The organism is Hungatella hominis, from assembly GCF_014288005.1.
GTDB lineage: Bacteria > Bacillota > Clostridia > Lachnospirales > Lachnospiraceae > Hungatella > Hungatella effluvii.
Genome location: NZ_JACOPB010000002.1, coordinates 55,022 through 77,835, shown reverse-complemented (window position 1 = coordinate 77,835; position 22,814 = coordinate 55,022). Strand labels below are relative to the sequence as shown.

The following is a 22,814-nucleotide window of genomic DNA, read 5'->3' as shown; positions in this document are numbered from 1 at the left end:
GGGAAAAGGTGGAAATAAAGATGGGAAGAAAAGAAACAGCTTTCAAGTATTTTAATGAACAGAAAGAATATACGGATGACCGGGTGGCTCTTGGAATTGAAAAAAACAGAAAGGGATTTGCGGAACTGAGTATCAAAGACCGCGATGGAGCCCCTCTAAAAGGAGTCCGTATAAAAGCGGTTTTAGAGAAACATGAATTCAAACACGGCGCAAATCTGTTTATGCTGGATGAGTTGGAGACAAAAGAGAAAAATGACAAATACAAAGAACTGTTTAAAGAGATTTTTAATCTGGCCACACTGCCGTTTTACTGGAAAGATTTAGAGCCGGAGCAGGGGAAGCCGCGTTTTGAAAAGGACAGCCCCAGAGTATATCGCCGTCCGGTTCCGGATCTCTGTCTGGAATACTGCGAAGAGAATGGAATTACGCCGAAGGCCCACTGTTTAAATTACATGCCATGGTCGCCAGACTGGGTGCCGGACGATATTGATGAGACCAAGCGGCTGTTGGACAAGCGTTTTCATGAGCTGGCAGATCGTTACGGTGACAGGATTCATGGCTGGGAAGTAATTAATGAAACCATGGAAATCAAGCTTTTTGAGGACCGGAAATTCTTTAAAGAACCTGATGTGGTTGAATGGAGTTTTGATCGTGCAGACCGTTACTTCAAAAATAATGAACTGATCATCAATGAGGCATCCAGTGCATCCTGGGAACAGTTTAAATATAATCGATCCGCGTATTATCTGCAAATCGAAAGAGCACTGTTAAACCATACACCCATCGATACCATCGGTATGCAGTACCATATGTTCTATCCCAGAGAGCAGGAAAATGTATGTATTGAGCGGATGGGAAATCCTGAGAAGCTGTTTGCTGTTCTGGATCAATATGCAAAGCTTAACCGGCCGATCCAGATTACAGAGATTACGATTCCCGCATATTCAAAGGAGGAGGAAGACGAAGAAATTCAGGCGGAACTCATAAAGCAGCTGTACTCCATCTGGTTCAGCCATGAGGCGGTAGAAGCCATTATTTACTGGAATATGGTAGACGGGTATGCCGCTTTTGCGCCGCAGGGCGATATGGCGTCCGGAGAAAATTATTACCATGGCGGACTTCTCCGTTTTGATATGTCGGAAAAACCCGCCTATAAGGTTATAAAGAATTTATTCCAGAACGAATGGCATACAGAGGAAGACTGTATGACTGATGGGGAGGGTAAAACACATTTTAAAGGATTCTACGGTAAATACAGGCTCACGTTTGACGTGGCTGGTAAGAGCGTAGAAAAAGAAATCGATTTCTCGAAAAAGGCCTCTAATCGTTTCGAGATCATTCTTTAACAATGGAGGAGACAGCAGAATGGAAAACAGGCTTATATCGGATATTGTATCAGAAAACACAAATATGCGTTCCGGTCCATCGAATTTAAAGATTACAGATATCAGAGTTGCCAATATAGATGGAGCGCCCAAACACTGCCCGTTAATCAAGGTTTACACGAATCAGGGACTAATCGGTTACGGAGAGGTGAGAGATGCCTCCAGCGACACCTATGCTCTTATGTTGAAAAGCAGGCTGGTTGGAGAGAATCCGTGTAATGTGGATAAGCTTTTTAACCGGATCAGGCAGTTCGGCGGCCATTCCAGACAGGGGGGCGGTGTTTCCGGAATTGAGATAGCACTGTGGGATCTGGTCGGAAAAGCGTACGGTGTGCCGATGTATCAGTTGCTTGGAGGCAAATACCGTGACAAGGTAAGGGTATACTGCGATACCGATGTGGATGGGAAGCATACGGGAACGGATATGGGAAGAGCACTGAAAAAACGGATGGAGGCTGGATTTACGTTTCTTAAAATGGATCTCGGAATAGAAATGCTTCTTGAAGAAAAGGGCTGCTTAAACGCTCCGATGGGCTTTCTGGATGATATTAAAAAGTATTCTGCCAAAGCGGTCATGCATCAGAGCGGTTCTATTGACTATGAACTTATGAGAGGAGAAAATTACCGGGTTTTCACAATCCCTCATTATGCGACAGGAATCCAGATAACGGAAAATGGCCTGGATTATATGGAGAATTACGTCCGTGAAGTTCGGGAAGTAATCGGATATGAGATTCCTCTGGCGATTGATCACTTAGGACATATCGCATGGCAGGACTGTATAAAAGTTGCAAGACGCTTAGAAAAATATAACATTGCATGGCTTGAGGATGTAGCGCCCTGGCAGAATACACAGCATTATGTAAACATATCACGGGCAACTACGATTCCAATAGCGACCGGCGAGGATATCTATCTGCATGAGAATTTCGAACCGCTGATGGAAGCGGGGGGCGTGTCCCTCGTTCATCCGGATGTACTGACGATCGGCGGTGCAATGGAGACGAAAAAGCTGGGGGATATGTGCAATAAATACGGTGTTGCCATGGCGATCCACATGGCCGAAAGCCCTATTGGCTGTATGGCAGCGGTTCACTGCGCGGCCGCAGTGCGTAATGTGATGGCGGTAGAATTTCATTCCATTGATATACCATGGTGGAATGACCTGGCGAAGGGAATTGCCAATCCGCTGTTCCAGAATGGATTTATAGATGTTCCGGATAAGCCTGGACTTGGAATTGATGAATTAAACGAAGAATTAATTGCTGAGCATCTCCACAAAAAGTATGCAGGACAGTGGGAGTCTACAGCCCAGTGGGATCATGAATGGGCTAATGACCGGGAATGGAGTTGATAATATGTTTGATTTAACTGGAAAAACAGCACTGGTTACCGGTTCTACCCAGGGAATCGGGTATGCCGTCGCTTCCTGTCTGGCAGAGCGGGGAGCCGCAGTATTTGTACATGGTTCAAAGAGCATGGAGAAATGTGAAAAAGCGGCAGCTGGCATTCCGGGCTCCAGGCCGGTGACGGCAGATTTATCGGAATCGGGAAGCTGCAGCGAGTTATACCGGAAAACCGGCGACGTCGATATTCTTGTTCTGAACGCATCCGTTCAGATCCGCAAGCCATGGAATCAGATTACACCGGAGGAGTTTCATCTGCAGGTCCATGTGAACTTATTGAGTACGTTGGAACTGATGCAGCTGTATGGACCTTATATGGCGAAAAAGGGCTGGGGAAGAATTGTAGCGGTGGGAAGTGTCCAGCAGTATAAACCGCATCCGGAAATGGGCATTTATGCGGCGACAAAGGACGCGCAGTATAATCTGGTAAGAAATGTGGCAAAACAGATGGCCCCCTTTGGAGTAACCGTCAACAATATGTCTCCGGGAGTCATTGCGACACCAAGGAATGAGGCGGCTCTGTCTGATCCGGAATACTCAAAAAAAGTGATGGACGGTATTCCCTGTGGTTACGCAGGACGTGCGTGTGACTGCAGCGGAGGCGTGCTGCTTCTGTGTTCAGAGGAAGGACGCTATATAACAGGCACAGACCTGGTGATTGACGGAGGAATGCATCTATGAGATATAATGTGCGTGAGGAGATTATCGCCCTGACTCCTGAATGGAAGGGGGAACGTTTTCCGGATGGAAGACCGAGAGTGCCGGATCATTATCTGGAGGCGCTGCGGGGAATGACGTTGGAGGAGATCTGGAAGCCCCTTTTTGTAAAGGGCTATGACAATCAATTTGAGGGAAAGCTTAAGCGGCTGCATGATGATGAGAGAAAACTGATTGGCAGGGCAGTCACTGCCGCCTTTGTACCGACGAGACCTGACCTTCATGAGGTATGCTTTCATGCAGGAATGGCAGAAGGACGCAAAGGTAATTATAATCAGTGGGTGATCGACAGTCTGGTAGAAGGCGATGTTGTAGTTGCAGATATGTATGATAAAATCTATAAAGGTACGTTTGTGGGGGGCAATCTGGCTACGGCAATTCAGACGAAAACAAAGACCGGAGGCGCTGTTATATGGGGGGGCGTTCGGGACATGGAACAGATGAGAAAAGTGGAAGGATTTCAGGCGTATTACCGGGGCATTGATCCTACGCCGATCAGGGACTTTATTATGACCGGATTTAATACGGTCATTCGGTTCGGAAATGCAGTCTGCCTTCCCGGGGATATTGTATTTGCCGATTACAGCGGAGTGTTCTTCATTCCGAGCCACGAGGTGGAAGAGGTGGTTAATGGCGCAGCAAAGACTCATATTAAGGATATTTTCGGTTTTGAGATGATTACGCAGAATGTCTTTACAACGGCCCAGATAGACAGAAATACCTGGACGGAAGAGATGCTTAATCAGCTTGTTGCATTCATCGCTAATGATCCTCAGGGCAGCGAATACAGAGAGCTTGACTGGTCAAATGAGTATGATCTGGCGCGTCATGGAGACCCGAACGATACTCAAACTGCTCTATAATCAATCAGAGGTGGGATATGATGAAAAACAGATTATTTATCGGAACGTATACACAGCAGAACAGCAGAGGGATCTATCAGATTACCATGGACATGGGATATGCACCGGAAACGCCTCTTAAGCTTGTGGCGGAGATGATATCACCTACCTATCTGATTGTGTCCGGAAACGGGAAAATACTGTATGCCGTATCCGAAGCACAGCCGGGGATCAGGGGAGAGATTGCGGCCTTCCACTGTACGGAGAAAGGGCTTACTCTGATTAATAAGGTTCTGGCGCCAGGAGCAGGACTCGTTCATGTTGCGCTGGACCCGGAAGAAAAACTTTTATTTGCCGTGAGCTACCGGGATGCAAGCGTCCTGATGTATGAGATCAGAGAAGACGGGGGGATTGGCAGTCTTCTCGATGAAAAAGTGCATACCGGTCAGGGACGCGATCCGGTAAGGCAGGAGAAAGCTCATGCACATTCTGTCTCGATTACACCCGATGGAATGAGAATTTGTGTGTGTGATTTAGGAATAGACCGTCTGATTGTCTATGAGGTTGACCGGTGTCAGGGCAAATTGGTTGAAAAGAAAGATCTGTGTGTCACATTTCCGCAGGGATCAGGGCCAAGACATTTGGTGTTCCATCCAAACGGCAGATTTGCATATGTTCTGGCGGAACTCACCTCTGAAGTGTTTACCCTTGAGTACAGCAGTGAAGCGGGCTTTGAGACAGTTGGAAAGGAGAGCGCCCTCTGCCGGTATGAGGGGTATTCCATAGGTGCCGCTATCCGCATCAGCAGAGATGGGAAATATCTCTACAGCTCTAACCGGGGATCCGATGATATCGCAGTATACAGAGTATCTGAAAATGGACGGATAAAACGGATCATGAATTTTTCCTGTAAGGGAAAACACCCCAGAGATTTTATTCTGGCTTCCTGTGACAGGTACTTGCTTTGCACCAACCGGGATACAGATAATATCACTGTTTATTTAAGAGACAGCGAAACCGGGGGCCTCAGCTATCTGCGGGAAATAAAGGGGATAAGCATGCCTGTATGCCTTGTAAATACGCAGTTGAATAAAGAAACTTAATATATAACGCAGAACGTCAGTCCCAGTTTTTGAGGCTGACGTTTTCTATGGAAATGATAACCCGGCGGCGTGTGCAAAATAGAAGGAAGCGCGGTAGGACAACACTGAACCTGTTATAGATTTATGTTAAGTTGGATAGTATTATAAAAAGTACAGGTGGGGTTTAAAAAATTCAATAGTATTGTATGAACGTATCTGTTGATAAAAAACCATTTGCATTTTTCGTCAAAAAAATTTATAATGAATGTTAACTATGTTTATAATAACCGATAAGTTGCGAAAAGGTGACAGTATATGGCAGATGAATCAACCATGGAAAAACTGAATAGGACTCCATTGGGAGTTGGAAGGGTTGACGGTGCGGTGGAGATCAAGTCGCCTAATGATGAGGAACTGGAGGCCCCGGCTGATTTTACCAGTCCGGAGGTGCTGTATCAGGAATTGATCGCCAGTATCCGCAGATACCATCCTTCCGATGATATCAGCATGATCGAAAAGGCTTACCATGTTGCTGATAATTTTCATAAGGAGCAGAAGAGGAAGTCGGGTGAACCGTATATTATTCACCCTCTTTGTGTTGCCATTATTCTGGCCGATTTAGAGATGGATAAGGAGACGATCGCAGCAGGAATCCTTCACGATGTGGTGGAAGATACTGTTATGACGCTGGATGAACTGGGAAAAGAGTTTGGGGGAGAGGTGGCGCTTCTTGTCGACGGCGTTACGAAACTGACTCAGCTGTCCTGGTCCATGGATAAGATGGAGCTGCAGGCCGAGAATCTGAGGAAGATGTTCCTGGCCATGGCGAAGGATATCCGTGTCATCATCATCAAGCTGGCGGACCGGCTCCATAACATGAGAACGCTCCAGTACATGAAACCGGAGAAACAAAAGGAAAAAGCCCGCGAGACCATGGAGATCTATGCGCCCATTGCTCACCGCCTGGGTATTTCCAAAATTAAGATAGAGCTGGACGATCTGTCCTTAAAATATTTGCAGCCGGATGTGTATTACGATCTGGCTGAGAAGATTTCCTTAAAGAAAGACGCCAGAGAGTCGTTTGTAAAGAGCATCGTGGATGAAGTGCAGGAACACTTAAACGAGGCGGCCATCGTAGCCAAGGTGGACGGAAGAGTGAAGCATTTCTTCAGTATCTACAAGAAGATGGTAAACCAGAACAAGACTCTCGACCAGATTTACGACCTGTTTGCTGTGAGAATCATCGTGGACAGCGTCAAGGACTGCTATGCGGCGCTGGGCGTCATCCATGAACTGTATAAGCCGATTCCGGGCAGGTTCAAGGACTATATCGCCATGCCGAAGCCCAATATGTACCAGTCACTCCATACGACACTGATCGGGAGCAACGGACAGCCGTTCGAGATTCAGATCCGAACGTATGAGATGCACCGGACCGCGGAATACGGTATCGCCGCCCACTGGAAGTATAAGGAGAGCGGAAGCGGACAGGTGGCGGCAGGCAAGGAAGAGGAGAAGTTAAGCTGGCTGCGCCAGATTCTGGAATGGCAGAAAGACATGTCAGACAACAAGGAATTCTTGAATATGGTCAAGGGCGATCTGGACCTGTTTTCCGACAGTGTGTACTGTTTCACCCCCTCCGGCGATGTCAAGAATCTTCCAAGCGGCTCTACACCTATTGACTTTGCGTATTCCATCCACAGTGCGGTTGGCAACAAGATGGTCGGCGCACGGGTGAACGGCAAGCTGGTCAATATCGATTATGTGATCCAGAACGGCGACCAGGTGGAGGTCATCACCTCCCAGAACTGCAAGGGGCCGAGCCGCGACTGGCTGAATATCGTAAAGAGCACACAGGCCAAGAATAAGATCAACCAGTGGTTTAAGACTGAGCTCAAGGAGGACAATATTCTCCGGGGCAAAGAGATGGTGGACCGCTACTGCAAGGCGAAGGGTATCGTCTATTCCGATATCAACAAGCCGGAGTACCAGGATAAGGTCATGAAGCGCTATGCGTTCCGCGACTGGGAGTCCGTGCTGGCGTCGATCGGACACGGCGGACTGAAAGAGGGCCAGGTCATCAACAAGATGGTGGATGAGCGGGCCAAGAAGATGAAGAAGGAAGTCACCGATACCACGATTTTAAATGATATCGAGGACATGAGCAATAAACTGCCTGTCAACAAACACAGCAAGAGCGGCATCGTGGTCAAGGGAATCCATGATCTGGCGGTCCGTTTTTCCAAATGCTGCAGCCCGGTACCGGGCGACGAGATCGTAGGCTTCGTCACGCGCGGCCGTGGAATTTCCATCCACAGGACCGACTGCGTAAATGTCATCAACCTTCCGGAAGATGAGAGAAGCCGTCTGATCGATGCGGAGTGGCAGACACCGGAGGGCGATGATACGAAGGAACGCTACTCGACGGAAATCAAGATCTATGCAAACAACCGGATCGGTATGTTCGTCGATATTTCCAAGGTCTTCACGGAGCGCCAGATTGATATCACCTCCATGAATTCCAGAACGAACAAACAGGGAAAGGCTACCATCACAATGACTTTCGATATTCACGGCGTGGAGGAGCTGAACCGGCTGACCGATAAACTGAGACAAATTGAAGGCGTAATTGATATAGAGAGGACTGCGGGATAACGCAGTTCTCTTGTTTCATAGGAACGGTAACTCTGTGAGTCTGCAGGGCAGATTTTGCCATGCAGTACTGTTCAGGTAAAAGGAATAGGAAGAGAGAGGATGAGCGTATGAGTAATTTCAGAATCAGAACGTGTACCGTTGGAATGGTCGGAACTAACTGCTACCTGGTTTACCGGGAAGATTTGAAGAAGGCGGTTATCGTGGACCCGGGAGACAACGGAGCCCATATTCTGAATAAATGCAGGGAGTATGGAATCATTCCGGAGGCGATTGTGCTGACCCACGGCCATTTCGATCATATTTTAGCGGTGGAGGAGATCCGCCGTGCTTTTCAGGAGATTACCGTCTATGCGGCAGAAAAGGAAGCGAAGCTTCTGGGAGATCCCAGGCTTAATATGACAGGCTCCTACGGAACCGGCTTTTCGCTGAGCCCGGACCGTCTGGTAAAGGATGGGGATGTCCTGGAGCTTGCCGGTTTTAAATGGCAGGTTATAGAGACTCCCGGCCACACCGCGGGCTCCATGTGCCTGTGGATAGAAGAGGAGGACGTTCTGATATCCGGGGATACCTTATTTGCGGAATCCCTGGGACGGACCGATTTCCCGACAGGAAGCTCTGCGGATATCATTCGCTCCATCAAAGAACGGCTGTTTGTTCTTCCGGAGGACACGATGGTTTATCCGGGACACGGGGAGCCGACCACCATCAGACACGAGAAGGCCCATAATCCAGTCGCATTTTACAACAGATAGGAACGAAAATACCATGATAGGAATTATATTAGACGACAACGCCTTTGAGCAGGATATCCGGGAACTGCTCATGGCATTTTACCCGGGAGAAACGTATATTCATGAAGAAGTGGACGGGGAAGAGAAGCCCCGTCTGTCTGTGTATGGGAAGACGGGAGAGAACGACTATTTCCTGACAGTCAGAGAGTATGTGGAAGACGGAGAAATCCTGGAGAACGAAGCGGCGGTGGAGGCGGACTATTCCAACCGTTTTGAGACAAAGAACCGGATTAAGCGCATGCTGTACGGCCTGCTCTCAGAAAAGACGAAGAAAGAGCTGCCCTGGGGAACGCTTACGGGAATCCGTCCGACGAAGATTGCCATGACCAAGCTGACAGAGGGAAAAGGGGAGGACGAGGTCCGTTCCTATATGAAAGAGACTTACTTAACCAGCGACGCGAAGATCGATTTAAGCATCGAGATCGCTGAGCGTGAGCGGGAACTTCTCTCCGCGATCGATTATGAGAACGGCTACAGCCTGTATGTGGGAATTCCGTTCTGCCCGACTACGTGTCTCTACTGTTCCTTTACCTCCTTCCCTATTAAGAGCTGGGAGAAGCGGATGGAGGAATATCTGTCCGCGCTTTTTAAGGAGATGGACTACGCAGCCCGGACCATGGCCGGCCGTACCCTGGATACGGTATACTTTGGCGGAGGAACTCCTACCTCGCTGTCTGCGGAACATCTGGAGATGGTAATGAGAAAGCTGAAAGCCACGTTCGACTTTACCTCAGTCAAGGAATTTACCGTAGAGGCCGGGCGTCCGGACAGTATCACGGAGGAAAAATTAAAGGTTCTGCTGGATTACGGAGTCACCCGTATTTCCATCAATCCTCAGACCATGAAACAGGCGACGCTGGACTTGATCGGCCGCCGCCACACCGTAGACATGGTAAAAGAGAAGTACCGGCTTGCGAGGGAGATGGGATTTGACAATATCAACATGGATTTGATTATCGGGCTTCCGGAGGAAGATTTGGAAGATGTCCGCCACACCATGGAGGAGATCAGGGCGCTTGATCCGGACAGTATCACCGTTCACTCTCTGGCGATCAAACGTGCGGCCCGGCTTAACATGTTTAAGGAAAAATATGGGGATTTAAAGATAACAAACACCCAGGATATGATCGATTTAACCGCTTCCTGTGCCCGTGAAATGGGGCAGGAACCGTACTATTTATACCGTCAGAAAAACATGGCCGGCAATTTTGAAAACGTAGGCTATTCCAGGCCGGGAAAAGCGTGTATCTATAACATTCTGATTATGGAAGAAAAGCAGACAATAGTGGCCTGCGGGGCAGGGACTACCACAAAGGTGGTATATCCGGCGGAAAACCGGCTGGAGCGGGTGGAGAACGTAAAGGATGTGGAGCAGTATATTGCCAGAATTGATGAGATGCTGGAGCGGAAGGAACGACTGCTTAACAGAAATTAATACAGGGGGAAGAGATTGAAAAAGCAGCGGTCAATTGTAACTCAGACAGTTATGAGAGTTTCCGGTGTGTTTATTACGGCGATTATTCTGTTGACCATTGTATTTACCATCTTTATTGGCAGATACATGAGGGACAACATCCTACGGAGTAAGGAGGAGCAGCTGGTCACCGTGGCAGACACGCTGGACAGCAGGCTGAAAAGTCTGGAGGAGCCTTTTGTTACGCTGGCGGGCTACACACCTGCGGTCAGGCTGCTGCGGGGCCATTATAAGCTGTACTCCGCCGAGTGGATGCAGGCCATACGCAGTGTCGACACGTTTCTGACCAATATAAATCTATTCAGTGATTACATAACCGATGTACTATTCATACAGCCGGATTCCACCGTTGTGTACAGCATGAATGATATTCTGCGCAGCGGCTATGATTATGTAAGTGCAGACTGGTTTCAGGAGGCATTAGTGAATAAAACATTTGTAAGATATGCGTCGCCCCATGGAAGAGACCACATGTACGAAAATAAAGGGCCATACAGGACTGTTACGGCTTTTTTTCCGGTTTATCAGTCGGATCTTCTGATCGGCTATATTTTGATGGAATGCGATCTGTCGAAGCTGACGGAGTTCTTTTCCGCACAGCAGATGTCGGATTCAGGGTTCCTCATTCTGGATGAAGATAACCGCATGATTCTGGACTATAAAAATGGCCGGTCCTGGTCAGATCAGGTGGAGGAAGAATTTTTAGACAGCCTTAAGGAAGGGGACTGCGGAGCAGCGCAGAACGATCAGTCGGTCTACATTGCGAAAAAGCTGTCAAACAGATGGACGATGGTATCGGAGAACAGTCTGGCAATCATCATACAGCCGATCATGCAGCTTCTTACCGTTGCAGCGCTTCTCATGGCAGTGGTTCTGATCTTTCTGGTACTGATCTCTGCCTATAACAGCCATTTGATCAAACGGCCTTTCAACGCCCTGATTCAGAGAATTGTTTCCTATGACGGAAGCCGTTCCACGGATATCAGCGGCTTTGAACATGCGCCGCAGGAGCTGGCTGTCATACGTTCCCGCTTCGAGGAGATGGCAGACCATATGAATGATCTGATTAATGACGTCTATGTGGCGAAGCTGAAACAGAAAGAGGCGGAGCTGGAAGCGCTGACGAATCAGATCAATCCGCATTTCCTTTACAATGTATTTCAGCTGATCCAGGCAAAGGCTGTTCTGTCTGACAACCTGGAGATTGAAGAAATGATTCAGGCGCTCAGCCGGATGATGCGCTATACGATGGAGCGGAAGAGGGAAAGCGTCTCTCTGAAAGAAGAACTGGAGTATACCGATGACTATCTGATGTTTTATAAGAAAAGGTTTACCCAAATGTTTACTTATGAAATCAGCTGTGATCCGGAACTCTACGACTGCCGGACCTGCAAGTTTGTGCTGCAGCCGGTCGTGGAAAACTGCTTTAAGCACGCGCTTAAGAACCGGACTGGCGGTGTAATTGCCATCCGTGTGTGGAAAGAAGAGAAAGACATCCTGATACTGGTAAGAGATAATGGCCGTGGGATGGGAAAAGAGGCTCTGGAGGCTCTGCGGTGCAGGCTGAACGGCCAGGCGGAATCTGGAGGAATCGGGATTATCAATACGAATTCCAGGCTGCATCTGACCTACGGGGAAGAGTATGGCATTACCATCGACAGCAGAGAATCAGAGTATACGGAGGTTACCCTGCGTATCCCGTACGAGACCGTATAATTGGGGGAAATTATGTATAAGGTTTGTTTTGTGGATGACGAGATCATTAATTACCAGCTCTTTGAAAAAATGGTTCCCTGGGAAGAGAAGGGATTTCAAATTGTGGGAACAGCGGCTGATGGCCAGGAAGCTCTTCAAATGTACGAACGCCTCCAGCCGGATCTGATTTTTATGGACATCCAGCTGCCGCTTCTGGACGGCCTTGAGTGCATCCGGTGTATTAGAGAAGAAAATCAGGATGTCCAGATCGTAATTGTCAGTGCATACAGTGATTTTTCTTACGCACAGAAGGCCATCCGCTATGGCGTACAGGATTTCCTCCTAAAACCGGTGAGCCGTATGATGCTGAACCAGCAGGTGGATAAAATCAAAAAAACACTGGATTCCAGATGCCGGCAGGAGAAAAACCGGGATCTGTATTCCAATCCGTATACAGACGAAATGAATCAGATATTCGCCTGTATTTCCCAGAATGCGGACGGAAAAATGCCGCCGTATAAGTACCTTTCAGAAATGAAGGCCCTGTACCGCCTGATTCTGCGTCCGCTTACCGGTGACGAGGCGCCGGCGGCGAGGATGAAAGAACTTACAGCGGGGCTGGCGTCACAGCCGGTTGTCTCTGAGGGGCTGGATCTGATCTTTATTCTGTCGGGGACCTCCCTTTACCTCGGTTACGGCGATGCAGTTCCCGATGAGTCTGCGGCACAGGCCATAATAGCGTTTTTTCGGGAAAATGATTACGCCGCAGAGCTTTACTTATGGAAACTCGAAGAGAGTACATGGCCGCTCTGCGATTTCCTTACGCGGTCCTATTCACAGGAAAATTACGGTTTCTATGAGAAATACGGCAGCGTATACAAGCTGGAGGATTATCCGTTTCAGGATACGGAGCTGAAGGCGCCACTGGACGGATTGATCGTGGCAGCGCTGGCAGAGAATACACCGGAGAGTCTGATAAGTCTGATAGACGGCCAGTTTAATAAGGCCAGGCTGGAGCAGATCTCGCCCCGTCTACTGAAAAATTTTGCGCTGGATGTTCTGGTAAAAATAAAGTTCGGTTTAAAAAAGTTTGCACCTGAGGAGTCCTTTCACCTGATGAGAAATCTTCGCATGGAGAAAATCTACGATACGGTCAGCTGCGATGTGCTGAAGCGCTTCTTATGCCGCAGGATAGAAGAGGCATTCGATGAGCTTGACCATACGATGCGAAAGGCGGGAAAAGGAGAACACGCCGTATTCCGGGCAAATTCCTTTGCGGAGCTTAAGTTCTCGGATCCCGGCTTTTCTGTCCAGATGGCGGCGGACTTTATCGGAATCAGCAAAAACTATTTTACCAGTCTGTACAAAGAAAAAACGGGGATTGGGTACTGGGATTACGTCACACAGCTGCGGATGCAGAAGGCAAAAGAGCTTCTCACAACGACGGATGATACCATCGGGACTGTTGCAAGGCAGATCGGATATGAAAGCGAGTACCATTTTTCGCGAAAGTTCAAAGAGTATACGGGACAGTCTCCCAACCGGTACCGCAGGCATTCGTAGTTTTGAGCAACAGAAGCGTAGTATTTAGCAGGATTAACGGCAGACCCCCTTGATAAGAAGCAAAAATCCCCGAGTTTTAAACATTTAGAAATGGATCCCGGACGGATATAATGGACTTATCAAAGAAAGGGAGGGTTCCTGAAATGAAAAAAGGAGCAGCATTATTAGCAGGCGTATTAGCAGCAGCGGCGGTTCTGTCCGGCTGCGGCGGCCAGGGGAACAACGGATCGACTACTTCGGCGGACAGTGCCGCAGCGGAGAGTACAACAGAGGGAAGTGCGAAAGCTTCAGGGGAAAAGGTAACGATCAGTCTTTTGTCGTGGAATACAGATGAGATTCTGGGAGAGTTTATTGCGGGCTTTGAACAGGAAAATCCCAATATCAAAATAGACCTTCAATACGTTCCGCCGGTACAGCAGTATGTGGATAAATTCAGTGTATTAGCTGCCTCCGGGCAGATGACCGATATGTTCTATATCGCGGCAGAGAATAAGCAGGAGGTTATCAGCAAGGGCGTAGCGGAAGATATCAGTGATATGGAGATATTCTCCAGAATCGACCCTGCAACCTCGGCGACCTACGGAAAAGATGGGAAGATATACGGGTATTCTCCGGATGCCTGGATTGGCGGAATCTTCTATAACAAAGATCTGTTTGAACAGGCCGGTATTGAGAAGGAGCCTGAGACATGGCAGGACTTCGTGGACTGTGCGGCAAAACTGAAGGCGATTGGCGTGGAACCCTATCTGGATGATGCCGATAATGTTCATAACCTGGCGCAGGATCTGTATCAGTGCAGCGTCATCAGCCAGGAACCGGATGCGGATGTCCAGATCAACGAGGGAAAGGCAACGTTCCAGGAGAAATATACGGAGCCGCTGAAGCTCTGGTACAACGATATGATAGCCAGCGGACTCTACAGCCAGATGGCGCTTGGACTTAACAGCGATCAGGTGATCGACATGTTTGCCAACGGTGAGGTTGCCATGATGCACGGCGGTCCATGGAATATTGCCACGATTGAACAGAAGAACCCCGAGCTGAACTACGATATTTTCGGACTTTCCGACAACAGCGGAAACCGTGTCCTGCCGGGTGCGGTGAATGTAGGATTGTCTGTCAGCACTACCTCCGAGCATAAGGATGCCTGCCGTGCATTTATAGAGTATATGGCAAGGGATGAAAATATTGTGAAATGGCAGAAGGTTACAAATAATGCGATCATCGTGGAAGGAATCGACTATACCATGGGAACTGTCTTTGAGAAATTCAAAGAGGATGCGGTTTCCGGCAGCTTCTATCTGCCGCAGATTGTATGGAATAATTCCTCCGGTATCTACAAAGAGTTCTTATCCGGTATCCAGGATACGATTACAGGAGCCGATACGATCGAGAATATACCTGTGAGGCTTGATGAAAAACAGGCAGAATTAAGTCAATAGCTTTCATCACATAAGAGCTATAAAAGGGTGCTGCAAAAGGAACATACCCTTTTGCGGCACCCTTTTTCTACCCATTTTCAGGAAAGGATGATTGAAATGAAGGTTAAACTGAGAAAAGAACTGCCCTATCTGCTGTTTATTCTGCCTGCGTTTATTGTATATACGATACTTACGGTAATACCGCTGGTCCAGACCCTGGGACTGTCTTTTACCAACTGGGATGGATATTCCATGAGTCACTTAAGCTTTACGGGACTTAAAAATTTCAGGCTGGTGTTTGCGGACCGGTCTATGAAGACAGCTCTGCTGAACACGTGCTTTTACAGCATTGTGTTCCCTCTGGTGACAACTGTTTTTGCCATTCCGCTGTCACTGGTGTTAAACTCCGGAATGAAAACGAAGAATCTCCAGAGAGCCGTATTCTTTTTCCCATCTGTTCCCAGTGCGATTATTCTGGGCTATCTATGGGCGTATATTTTATCGCCTACAGGCAACGGATTGCTGAATAAGCTGCTGGGACTGTTCGGAATCAATCCGGTCATGTGGCTGGCTGTTCCGAAATGGGCCATGTTTTCCGTGCTTCTGGTCAACTTATGGAGTGTTGTCGGCTGGCACGCCTGTATCTATCTGGCGCAGCTTCAGAGCATTCCAACGGAGTATTATGAGGCCGCCAATGTGGACGGGGCGACTGCGTGGCAGAAATTCCGGTATATCACATTTCCCATGCTGGCTTCCGCTATGACGGTCAGCGTCATGCTTCTGCTCTTAAATTCCATGAAGCTTTATGATCTGCCGTTTGCACTGACCAGCGGAGGTCCCGGTACATCGACAACACTGGTTTCACAGATAATTATAAAAACGGGCTTTGTCGAAAAGTCCTATGGCAAAGCGACGGCCATGTCGACGATTTTCTTTGTCTTTATCGCAGTGATCAGCGTGATTCAGTTAAAGCTTATGAAGAAACGGGAGGTGGAATAAATGACAGTAAAGAAGCGAGGCGTAAAGAGTATTCTGGGTGAAGCGGCGATGCTGGGCGTCTGTATTATTTTCTTCATACCATTTTATTATCTTCTCGTCAATACGTTTAAGCCAGCCAGGGAAGCAACCGTATCCCCGCTTTCTCTCCCTGTAAAAAGCTTTACTCTTGATTTGTACAGACAGGCGCTTGATACAATCAATTTCTGGAGCAGCTTCCGCAATTCGATTCTGATTACGGTGGTATCGGTGGTCATTATCATATCTATCGGCTCTATGGCTTCCTATGCCATAAGCAGGAGAAAAAATAAGCTGACCCAATTCCTTTTCTTCTATTTTCTGATTGGCTTCATGGTTCCGGTCCAGACGACGCTGATTCCGCTGTTTAACCTGATGTCCTTCTTTAAACTGCAGAATTCCGTAGCCGGTATGATTGTGCTGTATTCCAGCTGGTGTAATTTCGCCATGTTCATGTATCAGGGATTTTTAGGAGGAGTGCCAAAGGACCTGGAGGAGGCTGCGCTGATCGACGGAGCCAATCTCCGGAAACTGTTCTGGCGGATCGTATTTCCCCTGCTAAAGCCAGTTACCACGACGATTGTGATCTTTGATGTTATGTGGATATGGAATGATTTCATGCTGCCCTATCTCTTTATCAGTTCTTCGGATAAGTTTACGTTGATTATGGAGGTATACAAGGGGGTCGGACAGTTCGCCAACAACTGGACCGTGATGCTCTGCACCATGGTGATTGTGCTGATTCCAATTACGATTTTCTACGTGGCGATGCAGAAGCATATTATTGCCGGCATTACAAGCGGAGCAGTCAAAGGTTAAATGCAGCAGGAAGTGAAGGCTGAACTGTTACTGCGGCAGCGAACCAGGGTGACAGGTCAGGCTGGTGCACTGTCAGCGAAAATAAAGGAGGTCAATCATTAATGAAAAATACAGTAGTGCCCGGGGCTCCGCTGTTTCGCGATCCGATTTACGACGGCGCCGCGGATCCGGTAATTATCTGGAATAAACAGGAACAGAGCTGGTGGATATTTTATACAAACAGAAGGGCCGCAGCCGTCAATCATGGGTTTTCCTATGTACACGGAACCGACATTGGGATTGCCAGTTCCGATGACTGGGGGAAGACCTGGATTTACCGGGGAACCGCCCGGGGACTGGAATACGAGAAAGGCAGAAATACATACTGGGCGCCGGAGATTATGGAATATGAGGGCGTTTACCATATGTATGTGTCATACGTCAGAGGGATTCCCGCCACGTGGGACTGTAAAAGAACGATTTTACACTATACCAGCGGGAATCTGTGGGACTGGACGCTTCAGGGACCCCTTGCTCTATCTTCAGACCGGGTGATAGACGCCTGCGTGGTGCGCTGTCCGGATAGCACCTGGAAAATGTGGTATAAAGATGAGGTTCATGACAGTCATACCTATACGGCGTACAGCGAAGATCTTTACCACTGGACTGCGGGCGGGGCGGAGATTACGGACTGCCCTCATGAAGGCCCCAATGTCTTCTTCTTTAAGCATCATTACTGGATGATTACCGATCCATGGGAGGGGCTTGGGGTTTACAGAAGTGATGATTTAAAGCTCTGGGACCGCTGTCCAAATATTCTGGCACAGCCGGGCAGCAGGACCGACGACGGGACGATAGCGGCCCATGCCGATGTTCTGGTCCATAAGGACAGGGCATATATATTCTATTTTACCCACCCGGAGGTGAGCAGGGAGGAACGCAGTAATCCGGATTTTGTCTGGGAATACAGGCACAGGAGAACTTCCCTGCAGGTGGCGGAGCTGAAGGTGGAGGGGGAACAACTGGTATGTGACAGAGATCATGTGGATATAGATTTAGGATAAAAGCAGATGAATGCCTGAGGAGCGCGGCTCTTTGGGCATTCTTTTTTTGACTGCCGGCTTTCTTAAGGCCCTAAAATTATATCCCGGGATCGTGACATGGTTTCCTAACACTTAGGAAAAAGAACGTTTGCGGTGAAAAATAAAATCAGGTACACTCTAGTTACAATATTAAGGCCTTAAGAACAAATGATTAAAGGGGGAACTTTCTTTATGAATGAGAAAACCACAGGTTTTCAGGACAAGCTTATGAAGTACATGATGCCCGTTGCCAACTGGGTTGAGAAAAACAACTGGCTCCAGGCCATCAAAGACGGCATGATCGCAGATATTCCGGTTATCATTATCGGCTCCATCTGCCTTTTGCCGATCGCGCTGAACAACTTAATCGCTTCAGGACCGATCCACGATTTTATTTCTGCTCATATGGGTGTACTGACGTATGCGGCCGGCTTCACCAATGACCTGCTGTCGATTTTTGCAGCGTTCTTTATTGCCACAGCACTGGCTAAAAGATACGGAACCCATAATACGCAGACGGGTGTTACGGCTATTATCGTTCACCTGATTCTTTCCGCGGTTTCCATCGAAGGCGGTATCAGTACTGAGTTTTTAGGTGCATCGGGACTCTTTACCAGTATTATATCCGGTATTATGAGTGTGGAGATCACACGGTTCCTTATTAAGCGCAATGTGATTATCAAGCTGCCATCTTCTGTACCTCCGATGGTAGGAGAGAGCTTTGCTTCCCTGATCCCTCTGGTAGTCAATGTAATTGTAGCGGTCGCTATCGCCAATATTTCGATTGCGGTATCCGGTCTTGCATTCCCGGCGGCTATTATGAAGCTGCTGGCACCTGCGATCAGCACTATGGACACGCTTCCGGCCCTGCTGATTGTCATATTCCTGACACAGTTTTTATGGTTCTTTGGTCTTCACGGACCTTCCATCACCTCCGCGGTGTGGGCTGCATTTGCAATTGCTTATCAGGCTGAGAATATGGCCAATTACGCCTCCGGTGCTCCGGTTACCCATATTTTCACCTATGGACTCTACTACAATTTCCTTCAGGTGGCAGGTTCCGGATTGACATTAGGCCTCGTCCTGTTTATGATGAAATCAAAGGCGAAGTCGTTTAAATCCATCGGTGTGGCATCGCTCGTTCCATCTATTTTTGGCATCAATGAGCCGGTTATCTTCGGACTTCCGATTCTTTTGAATCCGTATATGTTCATTCCGTTCGTATTCGGACCACTGCTCATTACCGTTCTTACATACTTTAGCATGAAGATGGGGCTGGTTGGCTATCCGGTGGCAGCACCTCCAGGATTCTTACCTCCGGGCGTAGGCGCGTTCTTAACCACGTATGACTGGAGAAGCGTTGTACTCGTATTTGTATCACTGATTCTCATGGCACTGATTTATTATCCATTCTTCAAGATGATGGAAAAAGACGAATTGAAGAGAGAAGCCCAGAGCGAAGCGGAGTAGACAGAACATGACAGTTACGAAAAGGCAGATAGAAATCATAGAGTATATCATGAATAACGTGTCAGGCATCACAGGTGATAAACTGGCAAAATATTTTGGAGTGTCTTCCCGCACGATCAGGAACGATATTCTGCAGATAAACTCGGCTTTAAGCGGTGATCAATTACTCTGCCAAACGGAGGGAAGGCTGCTTTCCCCCTCCATAAAAGCCTCGAAAAGAATCGGTTATTATATCACGCAGGAGGATATGGAATATTTTCGGGCTGTTCTAAGCGGAGGCAGTGACAGGAATCATGTCATTGCCCCCCACAACCGCGGCTATGCGATTCTGGGCCACACCCTGGAAGAGGGGAGCTGCAACTTATACGATCTGGAAGAGGAACTGTTCTTATCCCAGACGGCGCTTCGGGAGGAAGTGCTGAAGCTTCGCAGGATGCTGAAGGATAAAATGGACTTATGCCTTCTGGTTCTGGAAGGAAACCAGATCCGGATCGTGGAAAATGAAGAAAAGATCAGACTTTCCATTTTTAACATTATCAAATATGAAGTACAGACTCATACGGATTGGGGCAGTGATTATCTGGAACTCCTGTTTCGCGGCCAGTTTGACCGGGTAGAGTATGAGTCGTTCATAAAAGCGGTCAAGGATTATTTCGGCGGTCATGAGATTCTTGTATCTGATGCCAGTCTCTACATGGTGGTGGGCGCCATTTACGCCACAGTCATGAGGAAACGCCAGGGCCATGAGCTCTTTGGAGTGAAGGCGGACGAATTCCCGGTGGAGGTCCTGACCAATCTTTTGTATCATTTAAAGGCACAGAAACTGGATCTGACAGAGAGCGACGAAGCGCTCCTTAAAATATTTCTGTACTCCATAAGGCTCGTTCAGAGCCAGAAGGACACGAGGGCCAGTGCGCTGAGCGGTGTCATTTTAAATGAGTTCTGTCAGGAAGTGCTGGCCAAATACAGCTTTGACTTACACCAGTCCGACGAGCTGTTCAACAATATGGCGCTTCATCTGGAGTATTTAATCCGCAGGATTGATACCGGATACCGGATCGACAATCCGATTCTGCAGGATATCAAAACCCAGTATCCATATGCCTACGAAATTGCGATTCTGCTCGTCCCGATCATGTTTAAATATAAAAGCATTCCCATCCGGGATGAAGAGATCGCCTATATGGCCCTTTATGTGGCCTACTTTCTGGAAAAGGTGAACCGGCGGTTAAAAACCGTGGTGATCAGTGCTCCGCGGCAGAGCGTCAACGCGGTTATCTGCAACTGGCTGGGCGATCATTTCCAGAATCAGATTGAACTTGTAAAGGTCCTTCCCAAGCACCAGCTGGAGTATCCCTCGCCGTATGGCGGCGAGGGGGCTGTTACTGCTTCTGCGGTGGATTTGATCATTTCCACCGAAGGGCAGAGAGTAAAGACGGACATACCCGTGTTCCGGATCAATGGAATTCCAAACCAGCAGGACTTTTCAGCGCTGAACGGGTTTATCAGACGCATGCGGGTGAGCAGACGGTTTACCACGATCGTCAACAAGTATTTTAACACACAGTGCATCAAGATCTTTGCAAAGGAGGCCGGATCCGCAGACTGGAATGGAAAGGCGCCGTTTGAAATTGTCATCGAGACGCTTTCCAGGAAGTTTAAGGAGCAGGATAAGATCGAGACGGTGGAAGAATATGTGGATGACGTCCTGTCCAGAGAAGTCAACTACCCCACAGTCATCGGGGAGTCCGTGATGATTCCCCACCCGCTCATGACCTTTGCGAAGGAGACTGCGGTGGCGGCAGCCATCTTAAAGCCGCCGGTCACGATCTGCAAAAAAGCAGTGAAGGTCATCTTCCTCCTGGCGATTGAGGGAAGACCCAACGACGATGTGAGTATTCTGTTCGAATTTTTCAAACAGGTAGCCATGAATGAAAACCTGGTGCACACCCTGTATGAGGCAAAAGATGAAACAGATTTCCTGAACCGCTTAATAAGCATATCAACTTCCATCGAGCTTTTTTAAGAGACAGGATGAGAGAAACAAAATATATCTAGTAGAAGGAGAATCATAGAATATGAATAAGAAAAAATTTTCCGTAGTAATAGCAGGCGGCGGCAGTACCTATACACCGGAGATTATTCTGATGTTGCTGGACAACATGGACAGGCTTCCGCTCCGCGCCATCAAGCTGTATGACAACGATGAGGAGCGCCAGGGCAGACTGGCTAAGGCCTGCGAGATTATCGTCAGGGAAAAGGATCCTTCCATCGAGTTTGTGGCTACCACAGATCCGGAGACGGCTTATACAGACGTTGATTTCTGTCTGGCCCATATCCGCGTTGGACAGCTTCCGATGAGAGAAAAGGATGAGAAGATCCCGTTAAAATACGGCGTAGTCGGCCAGGAAACCTGCGGCCCAGGCGGAATCGCCTACGGCATGCGCTCTATCCCCGGCGTTCTGGAAAACATCGAGTACATGGAGAAATACTCCCCGAACTGCTGGATGCTGAACTACTCCAACCCGGCGGCCATCGTGGCGGAGGCGTGCAGACGCTTTAAGCCGGATGCGAGAGTCATCAACATCTGCGATATGCCGATCGGTATGGAAAACAACATTGCGAAGATCCTGGGCTTTAACGACCGCAAGGAAATGACCGTGCGCTACTTCGGCCTCAATCACTTCGGCTGGTGGACCTCCATAAAGGACGACGACGGCAACGAATACATTGATAAACTCCTTGCGCATCAGTTGGAATACGGCAATACGCTTCCTGACGAAGGAAATAACGGAGACTATACGGACAACTCCTGGTATGAGACGGCGAAGAAGGTAAAAGATTTAACCGCCATTGATCCTACTATGGCTCCCAACTCCTATTTCCAGTACTACTTATTCGGCGACGACATGGTAGCCCACACAAATCCTGAATATACGAGAGCAAATCAGGTTATGGATGGCAGAGAGAAACGCGTCTTCGGCGAATGCGCAAGGATTGCAGAAGCCGGAACCGCTGAGGGAACCTCCCTGGAGATCGGTATTCACGCTTCTTTCATCGTGGATTTAGCGACAGCACTGGCCTTCAATACGCATGAGAGAATGCTGCTCATCGTAAGAAATAACGGCGCCATCGAGAATTTCGACAAGGATGCCATGGTGGAGATTCCGTGTATCGTTGGAAAAGACGGTTACGAGCCAATCACCATCGGAACGATCCCGACATTCCAGAAGGGACTGATGGAACAGCAGGTCGCAGTGGAGAAACTGACGGTTGACGCTTACGAGCAGGGAAGCTATCATAAGCTGTGGCAGGCACTGACCTTATCGAAGACCGTACCGAGCGCCAATGTAGCCAAGAAGATTCTCGACGATTATATCGAGGTGAACAAGGAGTACTGGCCGGAATTAAAGTAGGAG

General features: G+C 48.3%; 17 protein-coding genes. All 17 read left to right on the top strand.

Going from position 1 to position 22,814, the window contains the following annotated elements:
• Positions 1-20 precede the first annotated feature (20 nt).
• The 17 genes from H8S75_RS04635 (at position 21) to H8S75_RS04555 (ending at position 22,811) form a co-directional block, all read left to right on the top strand.
• Complete coding sequence (locus tag H8S75_RS04635) at positions 21-1,346, top strand: endo-1,4-beta-xylanase (protein ID WP_187019725.1); 1,326 nt, start codon at positions 21-23, stop codon at positions 1,344-1,346.
• Between the two features lie 19 nt (positions 1,347-1,365).
• Positions 1,366-2,739: a mandelate racemase/muconate lactonizing enzyme family protein gene (locus tag H8S75_RS04630; protein ID WP_187019724.1), complete on the top strand. Its 1,374-nt coding sequence runs from the start codon at positions 1,366-1,368 to the stop codon at positions 2,737-2,739.
• Between the two features lie 4 nt (positions 2,740-2,743).
• A complete protein-coding gene (locus tag H8S75_RS04625; RefSeq protein ID WP_207729069.1) occupies positions 2,744-3,472 on the top strand; it encodes an SDR family NAD(P)-dependent oxidoreductase in 729 nt (242 codons plus the stop codon).
• Positions 3,469-4,371, top strand: coding sequence for an RraA family protein (locus tag H8S75_RS04620; RefSeq protein WP_187019722.1), 903 nt, complete (start codon positions 3,469-3,471; stop codon positions 4,369-4,371). Before H8S75_RS04625 ends, H8S75_RS04620 begins: the two co-directional genes overlap by 4 nt.
• A gap of 17 nt (positions 4,372-4,388) precedes the next feature.
• Positions 4,389-5,453 (top strand): lactonase family protein, encoded by a 1,065-nt coding sequence (locus H8S75_RS04615; protein ID WP_187019721.1) that lies wholly within the window; start codon positions 4,389-4,391, stop codon positions 5,451-5,453.
• Between the two features lie 294 nt (positions 5,454-5,747).
• Entirely contained in the window at positions 5,748-8,087 is a 2,340-nt protein-coding gene (locus H8S75_RS04610) for a RelA/SpoT family protein (protein WP_117623155.1), read from the top strand.
• Positions 8,088-8,194: 107 nt separating this feature from the next.
• Complete coding sequence (locus tag H8S75_RS04605; protein ID WP_187019720.1) at positions 8,195-8,839, top strand: MBL fold metallo-hydrolase; 645 nt, start codon at positions 8,195-8,197, stop codon at positions 8,837-8,839.
• A gap of 13 nt (positions 8,840-8,852) precedes the next feature.
• On the top strand, positions 8,853-10,313 hold the full coding sequence (gene hemZ, locus H8S75_RS04600) for a coproporphyrinogen dehydrogenase HemZ (protein ID WP_187019718.1): 1,461 nt from the start codon (positions 8,853-8,855) through the stop codon (positions 10,311-10,313).
• Positions 10,314-10,328: 15 nt separating this feature from the next.
• On the top strand, positions 10,329-12,068 hold the full coding sequence (locus tag H8S75_RS04595) for a cache domain-containing sensor histidine kinase (RefSeq protein WP_187019717.1): 1,740 nt from the start codon (positions 10,329-10,331) through the stop codon (positions 12,066-12,068).
• Positions 12,069-12,080: 12 nt separating this feature from the next.
• Entirely contained in the window at positions 12,081-13,610 is a 1,530-nt protein-coding gene (locus H8S75_RS04590) for a response regulator transcription factor (protein WP_187019714.1), read from the top strand.
• A 143-nt stretch (positions 13,611-13,753) separates the two neighbouring features.
• Positions 13,754-15,052 carry an ABC transporter substrate-binding protein gene (locus H8S75_RS04585; RefSeq protein WP_187019713.1) on the top strand — a complete coding sequence of 433 codons (1,299 nt, stop codon included), beginning with the start codon at positions 13,754-13,756 and terminating at the stop codon, positions 15,050-15,052.
• A 96-nt stretch (positions 15,053-15,148) separates the two neighbouring features.
• The gene (locus tag H8S75_RS04580; RefSeq protein ID WP_187019711.1) at positions 15,149-16,030 is read left to right on the top strand and encodes a carbohydrate ABC transporter permease; all 882 of its coding nucleotides are present in this window, start codon (positions 15,149-15,151) and stop codon (positions 16,028-16,030) included.
• The gene (locus tag H8S75_RS04575; protein ID WP_187019709.1) at positions 16,031-16,864 is read left to right on the top strand and encodes a carbohydrate ABC transporter permease; all 834 of its coding nucleotides are present in this window, start codon (positions 16,031-16,033) and stop codon (positions 16,862-16,864) included.
• Positions 16,865-16,965: 101 nt separating this feature from the next.
• Entirely contained in the window at positions 16,966-17,907 is a 942-nt protein-coding gene (locus H8S75_RS04570) for a glycoside hydrolase family protein (protein WP_187019707.1), read from the top strand.
• 210 nt (positions 17,908-18,117) lie between these two features.
• A complete protein-coding gene (locus H8S75_RS04565) occupies positions 18,118-19,395 on the top strand; it encodes a PTS sugar transporter subunit IIC (protein WP_187019705.1) in 1,278 nt (425 codons plus the stop codon).
• A 7-nt stretch (positions 19,396-19,402) separates the two neighbouring features.
• The gene (locus tag H8S75_RS04560; RefSeq protein ID WP_187019704.1) at positions 19,403-21,421 is read left to right on the top strand and encodes a BglG family transcription antiterminator; all 2,019 of its coding nucleotides are present in this window, start codon (positions 19,403-19,405) and stop codon (positions 21,419-21,421) included.
• Between the two features lie 52 nt (positions 21,422-21,473).
• Positions 21,474-22,811: a 6-phospho-alpha-glucosidase gene (locus H8S75_RS04555; protein WP_187019702.1), complete on the top strand. Its 1,338-nt coding sequence runs from the start codon at positions 21,474-21,476 to the stop codon at positions 22,809-22,811.
• Positions 22,812-22,814: the final 3 nt, after the last annotated feature.

Excerpts from the sequence above, each read along its gene's own strand:
- H8S75_RS04555 (WP_187019702.1), top strand. The coding sequence starts at position 21,474 with ATGAATAAGAAAAAATTTTCCGTAGTAATAGCAGGCGGCGGCAGTACC.
- H8S75_RS04605 (WP_187019720.1), top strand. The coding sequence starts at position 8,195 with ATGAGTAATTTCAGAATCAGAACGTGTACCGTTGGAATGGTCGGAACT.
- H8S75_RS04565 (WP_187019705.1), top strand. The coding sequence starts at position 18,118 with ATGAATGAGAAAACCACAGGTTTTCAGGACAAGCTTATGAAGTACATG.
- H8S75_RS04575 (WP_187019709.1), top strand. The coding sequence starts at position 16,031 with ATGACAGTAAAGAAGCGAGGCGTAAAGAGTATTCTGGGTGAAGCGGCG.
- hemZ (WP_187019718.1), top strand. The coding sequence starts at position 8,853 with ATGATAGGAATTATATTAGACGACAACGCCTTTGAGCAGGATATCCGG.
- H8S75_RS04635 (WP_187019725.1), top strand. The coding sequence starts at position 21 with ATGGGAAGAAAAGAAACAGCTTTCAAGTATTTTAATGAACAGAAAGAA.
- H8S75_RS04570 (WP_187019707.1), top strand. The coding sequence starts at position 16,966 with ATGAAAAATACAGTAGTGCCCGGGGCTCCGCTGTTTCGCGATCCGATT.
- H8S75_RS04615 (WP_187019721.1), top strand. The coding sequence starts at position 4,389 with ATGATGAAAAACAGATTATTTATCGGAACGTATACACAGCAGAACAGC.
- H8S75_RS04625 (WP_207729069.1), top strand. The coding sequence starts at position 2,744 with ATGTTTGATTTAACTGGAAAAACAGCACTGGTTACCGGTTCTACCCAG.
- H8S75_RS04620 (WP_187019722.1), top strand. The coding sequence starts at position 3,469 with ATGAGATATAATGTGCGTGAGGAGATTATCGCCCTGACTCCTGAATGG.
- H8S75_RS04610 (WP_117623155.1), top strand. The coding sequence starts at position 5,748 with ATGGCAGATGAATCAACCATGGAAAAACTGAATAGGACTCCATTGGGA.
- H8S75_RS04580 (WP_187019711.1), top strand. The coding sequence starts at position 15,149 with ATGAAGGTTAAACTGAGAAAAGAACTGCCCTATCTGCTGTTTATTCTG.
- H8S75_RS04630 (WP_187019724.1), top strand. The coding sequence starts at position 1,366 with ATGGAAAACAGGCTTATATCGGATATTGTATCAGAAAACACAAATATG.
- H8S75_RS04590 (WP_187019714.1), top strand. The coding sequence starts at position 12,081 with ATGTATAAGGTTTGTTTTGTGGATGACGAGATCATTAATTACCAGCTC.
- H8S75_RS04585 (WP_187019713.1), top strand. The coding sequence starts at position 13,754 with ATGAAAAAAGGAGCAGCATTATTAGCAGGCGTATTAGCAGCAGCGGCG.
- H8S75_RS04560 (WP_187019704.1), top strand. The coding sequence starts at position 19,403 with ATGACAGTTACGAAAAGGCAGATAGAAATCATAGAGTATATCATGAAT.